Annotated in this window: 17 protein-coding genes; 13 read left to right on the top strand and 4 right to left on the bottom strand. The window is 71.1% G+C overall.

What is annotated here, in order from left to right; all coding sequences use genetic code 11:
* Positions 1 to 60: 60 nt before the first annotated feature.
* From ABEB09_RS13205 to ABEB09_RS13170, 8 genes are all read left to right on the top strand, one after another.
* Entirely contained in the window at positions 61 to 516 is a 456-nt protein-coding gene (locus tag ABEB09_RS13205) for an Lrp/AsnC family transcriptional regulator (RefSeq protein WP_345690084.1), read from the top strand.
* 50 nt (positions 517 to 566) lie between these two features.
* Positions 567 to 1730, top strand: a complete 1164-nt coding sequence (mqnE, locus tag ABEB09_RS13200) for an aminofutalosine synthase MqnE (RefSeq protein ID WP_345690083.1) — start codon at positions 567 to 569, stop codon at positions 1728 to 1730.
* 180 nt (positions 1731 to 1910) lie between these two features.
* Entirely contained in the window at positions 1911 to 2564 is a 654-nt protein-coding gene (locus ABEB09_RS13195; protein ID WP_345690082.1) for a UdgX family uracil-DNA binding protein, read from the top strand.
* A 19-nt stretch (positions 2565 to 2583) separates the two neighbouring features.
* Positions 2584 to 3108, top strand: coding sequence for a GNAT family N-acetyltransferase (locus tag ABEB09_RS13190; RefSeq protein ID WP_345690081.1), 525 nt, complete (start codon positions 2584 to 2586; stop codon positions 3106 to 3108).
* Positions 3109 to 3195: 87 nt separating this feature from the next.
* A complete protein-coding gene (locus ABEB09_RS13185) occupies positions 3196 to 3477 on the top strand; it encodes a DUF4229 domain-containing protein (protein WP_345693926.1) in 282 nt (93 codons plus the stop codon).
* Positions 3478 to 3867: 390 nt separating this feature from the next.
* Complete coding sequence (locus ABEB09_RS13180) at positions 3868 to 5184, top strand: dicarboxylate/amino acid:cation symporter (protein ID WP_380840385.1); 1317 nt, start codon at positions 3868 to 3870, stop codon at positions 5182 to 5184.
* A 160-nt stretch (positions 5185 to 5344) separates the two neighbouring features.
* On the top strand, positions 5345 to 5944 hold the full coding sequence (locus tag ABEB09_RS13175; RefSeq protein ID WP_345693925.1) for a TetR/AcrR family transcriptional regulator: 600 nt from the start codon (positions 5345 to 5347) through the stop codon (positions 5942 to 5944).
* A 196-nt stretch (positions 5945 to 6140) separates the two neighbouring features.
* Entirely contained in the window at positions 6141 to 8018 is a 1878-nt protein-coding gene (locus ABEB09_RS13170) for an AMP-dependent synthetase/ligase (RefSeq protein ID WP_345690079.1), read from the top strand.
* Here the strand turns inward: ABEB09_RS13170 and ABEB09_RS13165 are convergent.
* Positions 7984 to 8517: an HAD domain-containing protein gene (locus ABEB09_RS13165; protein ID WP_345690078.1), complete on the bottom strand. Its 534-nt coding sequence runs from the start codon at positions 8515 to 8517 to the stop codon at positions 7984 to 7986. The genes ABEB09_RS13170 and ABEB09_RS13165 overlap by 35 nt on opposite strands.
* Positions 8518 to 8860: 343 nt before the next feature.
* On the opposite strand from ABEB09_RS13165, the gene ABEB09_RS13155 reads away from it, so the two are divergent.
* The gene (locus ABEB09_RS13155; protein WP_345690077.1) at positions 8861 to 9217 is read left to right on the top strand and encodes a hypothetical protein; all 357 of its coding nucleotides are present in this window, start codon (positions 8861 to 8863) and stop codon (positions 9215 to 9217) included.
* On the opposite strand, the gene ABEB09_RS13150 is transcribed toward ABEB09_RS13155, so the two are convergent.
* The gene (locus tag ABEB09_RS13150; RefSeq protein WP_345690076.1) at positions 9210 to 9785 is read right to left on the bottom strand and encodes an SMI1/KNR4 family protein; all 576 of its coding nucleotides are present in this window, start codon (positions 9783 to 9785) and stop codon (positions 9210 to 9212) included. The two genes, ABEB09_RS13155 and ABEB09_RS13150, sit on opposite strands and share 8 nt — an antisense overlap.
* Before the next feature lie 86 nt (positions 9786 to 9871).
* Between ABEB09_RS13150 and ABEB09_RS13145 the strand changes: the two genes are divergently transcribed.
* Positions 9872 to 10471, top strand: a complete 600-nt coding sequence (locus ABEB09_RS13145; protein WP_345690075.1) for a flavodoxin family protein — start codon at positions 9872 to 9874, stop codon at positions 10469 to 10471.
* A 112-nt stretch (positions 10472 to 10583) separates the two neighbouring features.
* Here ABEB09_RS13145 and ABEB09_RS13140 read toward each other — a convergent pair whose 3' ends face one another.
* Positions 10584 to 11861, bottom strand: a complete 1278-nt coding sequence (locus ABEB09_RS13140; protein WP_345690074.1) for a M48 family metalloprotease — start codon at positions 11859 to 11861, stop codon at positions 10584 to 10586.
* Between the two features lie 180 nt (positions 11862 to 12041).
* On the opposite strand from ABEB09_RS13140, the gene ABEB09_RS13135 reads away from it, so the two are divergent.
* The 3 genes from ABEB09_RS13135 (at position 12042) to ABEB09_RS13125 (ending at position 14210) form a co-directional block, all read left to right on the top strand.
* Entirely contained in the window at positions 12042 to 12446 is a 405-nt protein-coding gene (locus tag ABEB09_RS13135; RefSeq protein WP_345690073.1) for an ATP-binding protein, read from the top strand.
* 242 nt (positions 12447 to 12688) lie between these two features.
* A complete protein-coding gene (locus ABEB09_RS13130) occupies positions 12689 to 13654 on the top strand; it encodes a helix-turn-helix domain-containing protein (RefSeq protein ID WP_345690072.1) in 966 nt (321 codons plus the stop codon).
* A gap of 19 nt (positions 13655 to 13673) precedes the next feature.
* Positions 13674 to 14210, top strand: a complete 537-nt coding sequence (locus ABEB09_RS13125) for a Uma2 family endonuclease (protein ID WP_345693924.1) — start codon at positions 13674 to 13676, stop codon at positions 14208 to 14210.
* A 134-nt stretch (positions 14211 to 14344) separates the two neighbouring features.
* Here the strand turns inward: ABEB09_RS13125 and ABEB09_RS13120 are convergent, their stop codons facing one another.
* Complete coding sequence (locus ABEB09_RS13120) at positions 14345 to 14866, bottom strand: hypothetical protein (RefSeq protein ID WP_345690071.1); 522 nt, start codon at positions 14864 to 14866, stop codon at positions 14345 to 14347.
* Between the last annotated feature and the right edge of the window lie 39 nt (positions 14867 to 14905).

The raw sequence follows: 14905 nt of genomic DNA, 5'->3' as shown, positions 1-14905 counted from the left end.
ATGCCTTAGATTCTACACGTCAACACGCGGTATCGCTGAACAATGGAAGGCTTCAGATCTATGGACGCCGTGGATAGGCAGCTCATCCAGGCCCTTCGGGAGAACGGCAGGGCCTCATACGCCGAGCTGGGCCGGCTCGTCGGGCTCTCCGGGCCCTCCGTCACCGACCGCATCAACCGCCTCGAAGCGGCCGGCGTCATCACCGGCTACCGCGCCACCGTCAACGCGGCGTCGCTGGGCCTCGGCGTCACCGCGCTGATCGGCATCTCGCTCTCCGACGCGGCCGACCACGAGGACGTGGCCCGCCGGCTGCGGGACCTGCCCGAGATCGAGGACTGCTGGTTCATCGCGGGCGACGACTCGTACATGCTCAAGGTCCGCGCGAGCGACGTGGACGGCCTGGAGAAGATCATCCGCCGGCTGTCCGGCACCAAGGGCGTCTCGCGCACGCGCACCACCATCGTCCTGTCCACGAAGTGGGAGAACCGGGTCGGCGACTTGCCCGAATCGGTGTAGGCGTACGGTGTGTGGGGTCCGATTGCAGTCGTATTGGGAGGCAGAGCCGTATGGACGCGGGGCTCAAGCGCGAGCTGGAGGAGAAGGTCCGGTCCGGGGAGCGGCTGACCCGCGAGGACGGCATCGCCCTCTACGAGTCGGACGATCTGGCCTGGCTCGGCGGGCTCGCCCACGAGGTGCGCACCCGTAAGAACGGCGACGTGGTGCACTTCAACGTCAACCGGCACCTCAACATGACCAACGTGTGCACGGCGTCGTGCGCGTACTGCTCGTTCCAGCGCAAGCCGGGCGAGAAGGACGCGTACACGATGCGCATCGAGGAGGCCGTCCGCCTCGCCAAGGCGATGGAGAGCGAGAACCTCACCGAGCTGCACATCGTCAACGGGCTCCACCCCAACCTGCCCTGGCGCTACTACCCGCGCTCGCTCAGCGAGCTGAAGAAGGCCCTGCCGAACGTCTCGCTGAAGGCCTTCACGGCGACGGAGATCCACCACTTCGAGACGATCTCCGGGCTGTCGGCGTCGGAGATCCTCGACGAGCTGATCGACGCCGGCCTGGAGTCCCTCACCGGTGGCGGCGCGGAGATCTTCGACTGGGAGGTCCGCCAGCACATCGTCGACCACCGCACCCACTGGGAGGACTGGTCGCGCATCCACCGCCTGGCGCACGAGAAGGGTCTGAAGACCCCTTCCACCATGCTGTACGGCCACATCGAGGAGCCCCGTCACCGTGTGGACCACGTCCTGCGGCTGCGGGAGCTGCAGGACGAGACCGGTGGCTTCCAGGTCTTCATCCCGCTGCGCTACCAGCACGACTTCGTGGACATGCAGGACGGCAAGATCCGCAACCGCCTCCAGGCCCGGACGACGATGGCGACCGGCGCCGAGGCCCTGAAGACCTTCGCGGTCTCGCGGCTCCTCTTCGACAACGTCCCGCACGTCAAGGTCTTCTGGGTGATGCACGGCGTCCAGACCGCGCAGCTCGCCCTCCAGCACGGCGCCGACGACATGGACGGCTCGGTCGTCGAGTACAAGATCACGCACGACGCGGACAACTACGGCACGCCGAACAAGCTGACCCGCGACGACCTGCTGGAACTCATCCGCGACGCGGGCTTCCGCCCGGTGGAGCGGAACACCCGCTACGAGATCATCCGCGAGTACCCGGGCCCGGACGCCTCCCGGCGCGAGTCGCCGCAGCCGATGCGCCTCTGACGCTCCCGGAGGGGCTGGACTCAGCCCCTCCGGCGTTCGAGGAGCGGGGGTGCGGCGGCGGAGCCCCCGATGCGGGAAGGGGCGGGGCAGGGGAATGATCCTCCGGACCCGCCCAGGCGCGTGCCCGGCCCACCGGGCCGCTCCGTGTGACGTGACCGCCGTGCGGGGTACCCGCCCCGCATGGCCGGCAAGAGCAGGGTCTCGCCCGAGGAGGCGTACACCGCGACGCCCTTCGTGCCGGAGGGCGCGGACCTGGCACACGTACGCGAGGCGGCGACGGGCTGCCGCGGCTGCCCCCTGCACGAGGCCGCCACCCAGACCGTCTTCGGCGCCGGCAACACCCACGCCCGCGTCCTGCTCATCGGCGAACAGCCCGGCGACCAGGAGGACCGCCAGGGCAAGCCCTTCGTCGGCCCCGCCGGCAGGGTCCTCACCCGCGCCCTCGACGAGGCGGGGATCGACCCGGACGACACCTACATCACCAACGCCGTCAAGCACTTCAAGTTCGAGTACGTCCCCGAGCGCGGCAAGCGCCGTATCCACAAGGCGCCCAGCCTGCGCGAGATGACCGCCTGCAAGCCCTGGCTCGACGCCGAGGTGAGGCTCGTCGACCCGGACGTCCTGGTCGCGCTGGGCGCCACCGCGGGCAAGGCGCTGCTCGGCTCCTCGTTCCGGGTGACGAAGCAGCGCGGGATCCTCCTGCCGTACGAGGAGCGCGGCGAGTGCCTGGTCGCCACCATCCACCCCTCCGCCGTCCTGCGCGCCGACGACCGCGACGCGGTGTACGAGGGCCTGGTGTCCGATCTCCGGATTGCGGCGCGGGTACTCGGCTGACCCGCTTATCGTCGGGGGCATGCCGCTGAACTTCGTACTGGACCCGCCCGTCGACCTCCAGCTGCGCGACGGCGTCCTCACCCTGTGGACGGACGTCTCCAACGCCGGCGGCGCCGTCGGCTTCGTCCCGCCCGTGACGCCCGACGACATCCGCCCCGAGTGGGTCAGGCACCTCACGGCGATGAGCGAGGGCCGCATACGCCTCCTGGCCGGCTACGACGAGGACGGGACCCTGGCCGCGACGTCCTTCATCGCGTTCAACACGCACCGGCTGATGACCCACTGGGTGTGGCTGTACACCGTCATGGTGCACCCGCGCCACCAGGGCAAGGGGTACGGCCGCGACCTGCTCGCCGCGACCGAGTCCGCCGTACGCGGCTTCGACGGCATCGAGGCGATCCGGCTGACCTGTCGCGGCGGCACGGGCGTGGAGCACTTCTACGCGTCCTGCGGCTACAAGGAGGTCGGCCGCGTCCCCGACGGCATCCGGGTCGCCGACGGCGACGACCGGGACGACATCATCATGCTGCTCCCCCTGAAGTGATCCATTTCGTCCCGTGCTTCACTAGTCGGGCAGGACCCGTCGTACGTGTGAGAAGGAAGAAGGTCCGCCGTGCCCGCCACCACGAGGATGAGCGCCACGACGAGCGCCACGCTGAAGTACACCCTGATGCGCTTCGGCGTCTTCGCCGGCTGCTTCGTCGTGCTGTACGCCCTGGTGTACTTCGGTCTCGTGCCGCGTGGCCTCGGTGACTCCAACGTCCTGTGGGTGCTGGTGCTGTCCGTGGTCGTCTCCGCGCCGCTCAGCTTCGTGCTGCTGCGCAAGCAGCGCGACGCGATGTCGGAGCAGATCGCGGTGAAGGTGGACCACGCCAAGGCGCGCATCGAGGCCAACCGCGCGCAGGAGGACTGAAGCTCCGCGGGCTTCCCCGCGTAAGCTTCCTCACACCCCACAAGCCCCTACCGCCACCCCGGGATCGGAACGCGCGTTCCGTCCTGGGGTGTTGTCGTTCCCGAGGCGTTTCCAGGCCTTTCCAAGGTCCACGGGGCCGGACCCCTCTCAAAGAATGGCTTTGGGTATCTCAAAGTTGAGGTGTTAACGTTCTGGGCATGAAGACCGCAGTGCGCCACCGCCATGGAGCCGCGAGCACCCCGCTCGTGGCGCGCCTGCACGTCGACCTGTGCCGCTGTATGTCCGCGGTCTGTTGCCGCGAAATCTGACCCGGCATCATGCAGCGGCGCCGCCCTCGCGCGCGGGCGCCGCACCCCCGTCCCTGTATGTCATCCCGCGCACTACTGGAGTGTGTCCGTGTCCGCGCGCAGCGTCGCCAAGGTGCCCTTCTGGGCCCAGATAGCCGCCGGTCTCGTGCTCGGCGTGGTCCTCGGCTGGATCACCCGCAGCTATGAGGTCGCCTGGCTCTACACCACCCTCGACAAGGTCGGCCACATCTTCGTCCAGCTGCTGAAGCTGGCGGTCGCCCCGCTCGTCTTCTTCGCCATCCTGGTGTCCATCACCAACCTGCGGAAGGTCAACAACGCCGCCCGGCTGGCCTCCCGCACCCTGCTCTGGTTCATGATCACGTCGCTGATCGCCGTCGCGATCGGCCTGGTCATCGGCCTGCTCACCAACCCGGGTGCCGGCACCGGCCTCACCCCGAAGGACGGCAAGAAGCCGGAGCACGCCGGCTCGTGGCTGGACTTCCTCACGGGCATCGTCCCGACGGACGTCATCACGCCCTTCACCGAGCTGAACGTCCTCCAGATCGTCTTCATGGCCGCCGTCGCCGGTGTCGCCGCGCTCCAGCTCGGCGAGAAGGCCCAGCCGCTGCTCACCCTGAGCGAGTCCGTCCTGGAGCTGCTGCAGAAGGCGCTGTGGTGGGTCATCCGCCTGGCCCCGCTCGGCACCGTCGGCCTCATCGGCTACGCCATCGCCGACTACGGCTGGGACCTCATCGGCAAGTACGCCACGTTCACCGCCGACGTCTACATCGGCTGCGCCCTGGTGCTGTTCGGCGTCTACCCGCTGCTCCTGGCGACCGTCGCCAAGGTCAACCCGCTGCAGTTCTTCAAGGGCGCCTGGCCCGCCATCCAGCTGGCCTTCGTCTCCCGCTCGTCGGTCGGCACCATGCCGGTCACCGTCAAGGTCACCGAGCGACTGGGCGTGCCGAAGGAGTACACGTCCTTCGCGGTGCCCTTCGGCGCGACCACCAAGATGGACGGCTGCGCCGCGATCTACCCGGCCCTCGCCGCGATCTTCATCGCGCAGATCTTCGACGTGCAGCTGGGCATCGGCGACTACCTGCTGATCGCCTTCGTCTCGGTGATCGGCTCGGCGGCCACCGCCGGTCTCACCGGCGCGACGGTCATGCTGACCCTGACCCTCTCCACGCTGGGCCTGCCGCTGGAGGGCGTGGGCCTGCTGATGGCGATCGACCCGATCCTCGACATGGTCCGCACCGCCACGAACGTGGCCGGGCAGGCGCTCGTCCCGGTCGTCGTCGCCGCACGTGAGAAGATCCTCGACCTCGACGCGTACCACTCGGCGACGTCGTCCCCGGTCGACGGCTTCGAGGTGCGGGAGGCGGAGCAGAAGGTCACGCTGCCGCCGGTCGCGGCCTGACGGCCCGCTCTTTTCCGACGCCTGTGCCCCCAGCGGAACTCCCGCTGGGGGCACAGGCGTTCGGCACGGGGCCGTAGTCTTACGGACCGCCGAGTACGAGGAGGCTTGCACGGTGAACACGAGGGCGAAGCGCCTGCCCCGCACGGTACGGGAGCAGCAGATGCTGGACGCCGCCGTGCGGACCTTCGGCCGGCGCGGCTACCAGGCCGCCTCGATGGACGAGATCGCCGAACTGGCGGGGGTCTCCAAGCCCTTGGTCTACCTCTACCTCAACTCCAAGGAGGAGCTGTTCACCGCGTGCATCCGGCGTGAGGCGGCGGCCCTGGTGGCGGCCGTACGGGCCGGGGCGGAGGAGGGCGATCCGGCGCTGCCCGCCGACCGCAGGCTGTGGGCGGGCCTGACGGCGTTCTTCCGGCACACCGCCGGCAACCCGGACGGCTGGTCGGTGCTGCACCGCCAGGCCCGTACGCACGGGGAGCCCTTCGCGGCGCAGGTGAAGGCGTTGCGCGAGGAGATCGTCGCGTTCGTGACCACGCTGATCGGCGCGGCGGCCCGGGAGGCCCACCGCGCGCCGGAGCTGGCCGACCGGGATGTGGCGGGTCTCGCGCAGGCGCTGGTCGGGGCGGCGGAGTCGCTGGCCGGCTGGGCGAACGAGACGCCGGGCGTCACGGCGAAGGAGGCGGCGGCGACGCTGATGAACTTCGCGTGGGCGGGCCTGGGGAACCTGATGGACGGCCGGGGCTGGTCGGAGAACCGCTGACGCGGTGGCGCCGGGGCATTGCCTTGTCATGCCCGCGCCCATAGATTACGGGGAAGTAACTTACTCGGCGGTCAGCTGGCCGCGGCAGCGCGAGGCGCCGTACGCGGCGCAAGGACAAGGCCCACTCCGAACCCCCAGGACAAGCCCCCGGAATCCCCCCGCGAAGGTCACCGATCGATCCCGCAAGGAGCCGCACGTGACAGTCGAACCGGTCCCCCCACAGCGCGTCCAGGAGAACGGGGTGGTGCGCGAGGTCTCCGTGCCACCCCTCGTAGCACCCCCGACCGGCGGGTCACTCGCCGACATCCCCTTCGACAACGCCCGCGAGGCACCCGCCGAACCGGTCATCGGCCGCAAGCAGGACGACGGCACCTGGGCCGACGTGACCGCGGCCGCCTTCGCCGCCGACGTCCTGGCCGTCGCCAAAGGCCTCGTCGCCGAGGGCCTGCGCCCCGGCGACCGCCTCGCGATCATGGCGCGCACCACGTACGAGTGGACGCTCTTCGACTTCGCCGCCTGGGCCGCCGGGCTGATCACCGTCCCCGTCTACCCCACGTCCTCCGCCTTCCAGGCGCGCTGGATCCTCCAGGACTCGGGCGCCGTCGCCTGCGTCGTCGAGGACAAGGAGCAGGCCCGCCTCATCAGCACCGAACGCCGCCAACTCCCCGGCCTGGCGCACCTGTGGGCGTTCGACACGGGAGCGGTGTCGGTGCTGCGCGCCGCCGGCAAGGACGTACCGGACGAGGTGATCACGGCCCGTCGGTCCGGCCTGTCACCGCAAACCATCGCCACACTCGTCTACACCTCGGGCACCACGGGCCGCCCCAAGGGCTGCGTCCTCACCCACGGCAACTTCTTCGCGGAGGTCGACAACGCCGTCGAACTCCTCCACCCGGTCTTCAAGTCGGTCAGCAAGGACCCCGCCTCGACGCTCCTCTTCCTTCCGCTGTCCCACGTGCTCGGCCGGATGGTCGCGATCGGCTGCCTGCGCGCGCGGGTCCGCCTGGGCCACGCCCCGTCGATCGCGACCGACGACCTCCTGGCCGACCTGGCCGGCTTCCGGCCCACGTTCCTCGTGGCCATCCCGTACGTGCTGGAGAAGGTGTTCAACACGGGCCGGGCGACGGCCGAGAAGATGGGCCGCGCGGCCTCGTTCGACCGGGCGGCCACCATCGCCCGCCGCTACGGAAAGGCGGTGGAGGCCCAGGAACACGGCGAGGGCCCCGGCCCCTCCCTCGGGCTGCGCACGGCCCGCGCCCTGTACGACCCGCTCGTGTACCGCCGCATCCGCGCGGCGCTGGGCGGCCGCGTCCGGTACGCGATCTGCGGCGGCTCACCGCTGGGACGGCGCCTGGCCGCCTTCTACGAGGGGGCGGGCATCTCGGTCTTCGAGGGGTACGGCCTGACGGAGACCACCGCCGCGTCCACCGTCACCCCGCCGCTGCGCCCGAGGCTGGGCACCGTGGGCTGGCCCCTGCCGGGCACGGCCGTCCGGATCGCGGAGGACGGGGAGGTGCTGCTGCGGGGCGGCCATGTCTTCGCGGGCTACTGGGACACGGAGTCGTGCGCGGCGATCCCCTCCTCGGCGTCGGACTGGCTCCCCACAGGCGACCTGGGCACCCTCGACGAGGACGGCTACCTCACGATCACGGGCCGCAAGAAGGACATCCTCATCACCACGGGCGGCAAGAACGTCGCCCCGGCCCCCCTGGAGGACTGGCTCCGCGCCCACCCGCTGATCGGCCAGTGCATGGTCGTCGGCGACAACCGCCCGTACATCACGGCCCTGATCACCCTGGAGCCCGACGGCCTGGACCACTGGCGCCGCATGAACAAGAAGACGGACGTCCCGCTCCGCGACCTGGTCACCGACCCGGACCTCCTGGCCACCCTCCAACGCGCCGTCGACGAGGCCAACCGCCTGGTCTCCCGCGCCGAGTCGATCCGCCGCTTCCGCGTACTGCCCACGGACTTCACGGAGGAACGAGGCCACCTGACCCCGTCCCTGAAGCTGAAACGCGCGGCGATAGCCCGCGACTTCACGAAGGAGATCGAGGAGCTGTACGCCCGCTGACGTGGCGCCGCAGCCAGTCACCGAGAACGTCGAGATCCGCGCCGGTGAGGCCCCGGCGCGGATCGACGCGCCGGAGCAGAGCCCGCTCACCGCAATGGGCGGTGACCCACTCCCGGTCGCGGTCCGTGATCTCGTCATCGACCCAGGCGAAAGCCCGCCCGCCGGCCCACTCCACCACCGCACGCGTCTTCCAGTGCCGCCCGGCCCGCACATCGCGCTCCTCCTGTCCGGAGGGCTCCGGCCACCGCACGACGGCCAACTCGGGCAACCCGAGCACCGGCGCCAGCACCTCGTTGGCCTCATCCATCCAGGTCGTGGCCCACACCAGCTCACAGGGCAACGCGGCCAGCTGCGGCCCGAGGGCCGGGTCGATCCGCTCCAGCAGAGGATTGCCTCCGGCCCGGGCGACGTGGACGACCGGCGACCGGTCGCCTCCGAACGGGATGAGAGGGCCGTCCACGTCGAGGAAGAGGATCGGGAGCCGATCGGCGCGGGGCATCTCCGCACGATACGCCGTGTCGGCCGCGCGAGCGCGGACGGAGAAGACCGGACGGCCGTCACCCCCGCAGCGGTCACCAGCGCACGCCCCGCCCGTACCGTCTCCGCCTCCACCTCGATGCGCGCCGACGCCTCGTGGTCGGAGTCCGACACGCGCAGCCGCCCGCCCAGCAGCGGCACCAGCGAGCGCGCGGGCAGCACGCGCGCCGGCTGCACGATCGACTCCGTCAGGTCCCGGCGTTCGATACGGAATTCCACCTCCGGCCCCTCCTCGCCCGCCAGCAATGCCCCTCGTGCCGACGCAAGTCGCAGCCACTGGCAACGCCCGTGCCTACGCTGGTGCGATGGCCGTGCGACCTCTCCCCGACGATGTCGCCCGTGCCTTGGATCTCCTCCTGGAGGACGGGGACTCGTTGCGCGAGCAGGTCCCGCACTTTCGCGTGCTCTCGCGTTGTACGTGCGGGTGCGGCACCGCGGATTTCGGTATCGACACCGACGCGGTGGGGCCCTCCCCGACAGCCCCCAGCCGCACCGGCGTCGTCGCCGAGGCGGTGATCTGTACGGAGACGGGGGACTGCCCCGGAGAGGTGCTGCTCTTCGCCCGGGCCGGCTACCTCGCGTGGCTGGAGGTCTGTTCGTGGAGCGACGACGACGTCACCCTCGCCGACTTCCTGCGCGGCGCCACGCGCGATCTCAGCTGATCCCCGGCGCGAACGCCGCCAGGTCGACGGGGTTCGGCAGCCAGTCGTACCACTCCGCGAAGGTGAGGATCCGGCCGTCCCGGTCGGTGATCGGGACGATGTCGTCGCTGATGGCGCGGCGGTCGAGCCACATCGTGTCGCGGTACGGGCCCGTCACCACGTACAGGGTGTAGAACGGGTTGTCGTCCTGGAGGTACACGGCGCCGGCCGTCTTGCGCTCCTCGGGCTCCTCGCACGCGTCGTCCCACTCCCGCCAGGCGTCCTGGAACGAGCCCGCGTCCGGGTAGTCCTCCTCGCGCGGTTCGCGGGCGTCGAGCGCCTCGTCCTCGGCGCGGTACGAGGCGGGGTGAGGGAAGGGCGTGGTGAGCAGCGCGTGGTTCGTCCGGTCGTCGCCCTCCCAGGCCCAGCCGTCCCGTCCACGGCGCAGGGCGCGCGGGCGGCGGAGGCCGGGGGCGGGGTGCAGGAGGTGCGCCCGGTACGCGGGCGGGAACGTGATGCCGAGCTGCTGCTCCGCCTCCTGGACGTCCGCCTCCGTCGGGGCCCTGCCCGTGTTCTCTCGTCCGCTCACCTCCTGATCGTAGAAGCCGGAGGAATGGACCGGGTGCCGTGACCGTTGCAGGTCAGCGACGACGACGGAACGAAGGAGCACCTGAAATGGCAGCGGCAGAGCGGAAGTTCCTCTTCCTCCTGGGCAGCACGCGTCCCGACGGAAACACCGAGCAGCTGGCCCGCCGGGCCGCCGAAGCCCTGCCCGAAGGCGTACGGCAGGAGTGGCTGCGGCTGACCGACCTGCCCGTCCCGGACTTCGCCGACCTGCGGCACACCGGCGACGGCACCCACCCCCAGCCCGAGGGCAACCTGCGGCACCTGCTGGACGCGACGCTGGACGCGACCGACATCGTGATCGCCTCGCCCCTGTACTGGTACAGCCTGTCCACCCCGGCCAAGCACTACCTGGACCACTGGGTCGGCTGGCTGCGCCTCCCGGGCCTCGACTTCAAGGCCCGTATGGCCGGCAAGACGCTGTGGGGCGTGACGGCGCTGGCCGAGCGCGATCAGTCGGTGGCCGACCCCCTGATCGGCTCCCTGCGCCACAGCGCCTCGTACATGAGCATGCGGTTCGGCGGCGTCCTGCTCGGCAACGGCAGCGCACCGGGGCAGGTCCTGGCGGACGAGGTCGCGATGAAGGAGGCCAAGGACTTCTTCTCGGCGGTCCAAGAGGTGTCGGAGGGGGACTCCATACTGGCCGGGTGATCGGCGACGACAGGGAGTACGCCCGACGCTGGCTCGTCGAGCAGGGCGCGTCACAGGACGCGGGCGGGAGCCGGGCCCCCTCCGGAACTGCGGGACGCCCGCCGGGAACGCCTCAGCTGAACCAGCTGCCCCGCAGCACCCGGCGGGCGGCCTTCTCGCGGGCCTCGGCCAGTTCCGTACCGATGGCCTTCGCCCGGATCTCGTCGGTGACGACCCGCGCCGGCGCCGCCGCCGCGGTGAGCAGGCACGCGCGCCGCAGGTGGGTCGGCGGGTGCGTGGAATCCACGCCGTGACCACGGAGGACGCCGACGCGGCGCAGCCGCTCGTACTCGCCCTGCGGGATGGACTCGACGTAGGCGGCCAGTCGGTCCCAGAGGCCGTGTGCGGCGTCCTGCCCGCGCTCCCGGGCGCCGGAGCGTGAGACCTGGCGGGCGTTGGCCTCACGGAGGAGGAACGACCCGACCGAGTCCGCGACGAGCAGCCGGTCCATCAGACCCACCGCCGCCTCGCTCGACCCGGCCTTCGCCGCCAGGGCGTCCGCCAAGTACTCCGCCCGCTGGGCCGCGCGCAGCGTGAGCCGGTCCAGCAGCATCTGCACGCCGATGAGGAGCCCTCGCGGGAGGAGGTACGCCATGTTCAGGAGTGTCCCGACCGCCGAGGTGTCCTGTACGGGCGCCACCAGGTAGCGCCAGGTGTCCAGGGATCGCAGCGCGTTGGCGATGATCACGCCGTGGCGGGTGTCGCCGTTGGCGTAGTGCCCCAGCTCGTGGCCCAGCAGGGCGATCCGCTGCTGCGGGGAGAGGACCTCCCAGAGGCCCAGGCCGAGATGCAGGAGCCGGCGCTGACGTATTCCGTACGTCGTGACGGACGCGTTCACCTCGGGCGTGACGACCACGGCGTCCACACCGCGCGTGCCGGCCACGGCCGCCACCTCGTCGATCAGGGCGAACAGATCCGGGGCCTGCGCGCGCCGCAGTACGGGCGCCTCGTCCGGCAGCCGGCCGAAGCGCGGCCGCAGGATCCACGCGAGGCCCAGCAGGAACGCGCCCGCCACCGGCAGCGCGGTGCCCCACCCCACTACGGCCAGCAGGACACCGCCCGCCAGCAGCGCCACGGTCACGCCGTGCACGACGAGCGCGATGCCGTACGCCACGAAGCTCGCGGCGTCCCGATGCGGCCGCAGTTCCCCACCGGCCGCGGTGACGTCCTCCAGGAGCTTCGCCCCGTGACGCCGCGCGAGCCCCCGCCGCAATCGCTCCAGCCGGCCCGGCTGCTCCTCCGGCCGTGCCGGGTCGACGTTCCAGTCGCACGCGGCGCACCACGTGACGAACCGGCTGTCGGATCTGATCTCCGTCCCGCACTGCGGGCACGCCTGAACCTTCTCTTCCATGACCCCACCCCTGCGGCCTCTTGGACGGGCCGCGTCGGCGTGCAGCGTATGCGGAGGGTGTGTCAGGAGCCAGATCTTTCCAGCTCAGGAGGACGACACCGGGCTCACACCCCCAGGTACTCCGCCCAAGCGGTGGGGGAGAGGACCAGCCGTGGGCCCATGGGCAAACCGCCACCGCCGGTGGCTACGCCGCGCCCGCTCGCCTTCAGCGTCCAACTCTCGGCCACCCGCAGGGGAGCGCGGCTGGGGTGGCTGCTCGCCGCCGAGCAACTCCGCTCCTGGGGCCTGCCCTTCGCGGGTCCCGCCCTCGTCGTCGGCGAGCTGACCGCCAACGCCGTGCTCCACGGGCGCGTGCCCGGACGGGACTTCCGGCTCGCCCTGACCGTGTCCGGAGGCGGCGGCGGACTCGTGCGCGTCGCCGTGACGGACGCGCGCGGGGACTCCTTGCCCGGCCGGCGCGGGTACGGGCTCGCCCTGGTCGATGCCCTGGCCGAGCGGTGGGGCGTCGAGCCTGGGCCGTTCCCGTGCAAGACCGTATGGGCGGAGGTGGCGTGCACCGGGTCGCGGTGGACCGCGACTCGGTGAGCTGTGTCTTGGTGGGCCGCGAGGTCTTTCCTGAAAGGAACGTCTGGGGAAGAAACCTCTCCCACCCGCCCACCCCGCCCCTGTAGTCACTCACACGGGTGGAACGTGCAACTGAACTGAGGTTTGGGCGGGTTGGCGGGCATATGCTCGCGGCGACCGATAGCCACACATACGTCGGCCCCCGGCCGGGAGTAGCGATCCCGATCGAGGGCCTGACCACCGAGGAAGTCAGGAGCTTCCCGATGGGTGTTCAGCAGCTTAGCGCTGTCCCGCGCGCCGATGGCGCCGTTTCCGGATCTACCGCCCGATACGGTGTCGTCCACGTCAACACGCGGCACACCAGTCACTTCACCGTCGTCGGCAACCACCTCGCCCAGCACCGGCAGCTGAGCCTGCTGGCGATGGGGCTCGCCGTCCACATCCAGTCACTGCCCGACGGGGCTCGCATCGGCATCCGGTTCCTGGCCGCCCGCTTCCCCGAGAGCGAGAAGCGCATCGCCGACGCCCTGCGGGAGCTGGAGGCCGCCGGGTACCTGGAGCGGCGGCGGGAACGGCTCGACTCCGGGAAGGTCGTCACCCGGACGGTCTTCTACAACCAGCCGAAGGGTGGGGTCACGGCGCCGCCCCGGCCGATCCGGGTGCAGCCTCTGCCCAAGAGCGGCCCCGAGCCCCGGGCCGCCGCGGCTGAACCGCAGCCCGCGCCCGAGCCCGCCGCCGAGCCCCAGGCCTCTGCGGCGCAGCCAGAGCCGGAGCCCGAGCCCGAGCCGGCCGCCGTGGAGCCCCGGTCCCAGCCCGTGTCCCAGCCCGAGTTCCAGCCCAAGCCCGACCCCGCGACGCTCCCCGTCCCCCTGACCGACGACCCCGACCGCCTCCACGCCGCCACCGCCCTCCTCGCCGGCCTGCGTCGCCACGACCACCGCCTCGTGCTCTCCCAGGGCGAGGTCCAGCGCCTCGCCCCCGCCGTGGCGGCCTGGCTGGAACGGGACGCCGGGCCCGACTCCGTACGCACCGCCCTTACCGCCGGGCTCCCCGGCCGGCTCACCCACGCGGCCGGGCTCGTCGCCCACCGCCTGACTGCCCTCTTGCCCCCGCCCCTGCCCGAGGAGCCCACGGAGGCGGGGCCCGACCCCTTCCAGACCTGCGAGGACTGCGACCGCGCCTTCCGCGCGGCGGAACCGGGGCGGTGCCGTGACTGCCGGGACGAGTAGCCCCGGCGCGTACCGGGCGATGCGGGCCGCCCTGCACGGCCTGGGCGATACGGTCCCCGGGACGTTCGAGGTCACCCCGTACGGCATCGTCCACGACATGCGGGCCCCCAACGGCCCCCACGAGCTGACCGTCGCCCGGCTCAGGCGCCGCCTGGACGCGGCGCTTTCGGCGGGCCTGGTGGCCCACTCCGGTGCTCCGGACGTCGAAAACGGGGCCGAGGGCATCCTGCGGCATCCCGACATCATGCTGATCGCCGAGAAGGACATGGAGACCGAGGGCTCCTTCGACCCCCGGGCCCTGCTCGCCGCCATCGAGGTCGTCTCCCGCTCCAACCCCGACAACGACTGGGTCGGCAAGCTGCGCGACTACCCGCTGCTCGGCATTCCCGTGTACGCGGTGTTCGATCCCCGTACGGGCTCCGGGGCGGTGTTCTGCGACATCCATCCAACGCCGGACGGGCCGCGCTACGCCACACGCAAGGACTTCCTCTACGGCGAGGACGTCACCATCGCCGACTGGACCATCTCCACCCGCGACCTGCCCCGCTACACCTGATGCCCGTCCCGCCGCAGGCGCGGCGAAGGCCCGGTGGCCTGGGCGGAATGTGATCCGTCCAGGCCACCGGGCCTTCGGGCCGGGCCGTGCCGACAGGCCGTCACGGCTGCAAGCGGCATCCGGCTGAAGCCGGCTCACGTACTCCGGGCGAACCCGAGCCGTTCAGGGGCGTCACGCATCTCGCACATCTCGTCGACTCGCCGCCCCAGAGCGTTCAAGGCGTCGTCCAGTTCGAGGTCGGCATCCCGCGACCGGTACAGCGTGTACACGCCGGGCTCGGTGTCACCGAACGCCCACTCAAGGTGGGCCTCGATCAGGGCCTCGACGGAGCAGCCGGAGTCGGAGAACGCCAGAGTGGCCGTGACGTTGAACTCGCTTGCCTCGCGGACATAGTCGGTATCGGGGATGCGGATGGAATGGTACAGAGTGACCCGCAAGCCGTTCCCGCTGTCCAGGATGATCTGATGGACAAGGGTCGATTCTTCACCGAACGAGAATTCCGTGAAGAGGCCGAGGGTGAAATCGTCGAGCCGCCTCTGCCATAGATCGATATCCAGTAGGAAGGCGGATACCTGTTGCCTGGCGGACAGCAATTCCGTTTCTCCGTTCTCGTGTGACGGCTGTGTGCCGGCCGAGGCGGACGCCCCGGCCGGCACACAGCGGATAAGGAAACCGGCTCGATCCCTCAGGATCCC

This window comes from Streptomyces coeruleoprunus (assembly GCF_039542925.1).
GTDB lineage: Bacteria > Actinomycetota > Actinomycetes > Streptomycetales > Streptomycetaceae > Streptomyces > Streptomyces coeruleoprunus.
The sequence above is the reverse complement of the archived record's forward strand: the minus strand, read 5'-3'. Positions and strand labels throughout refer to the sequence as shown.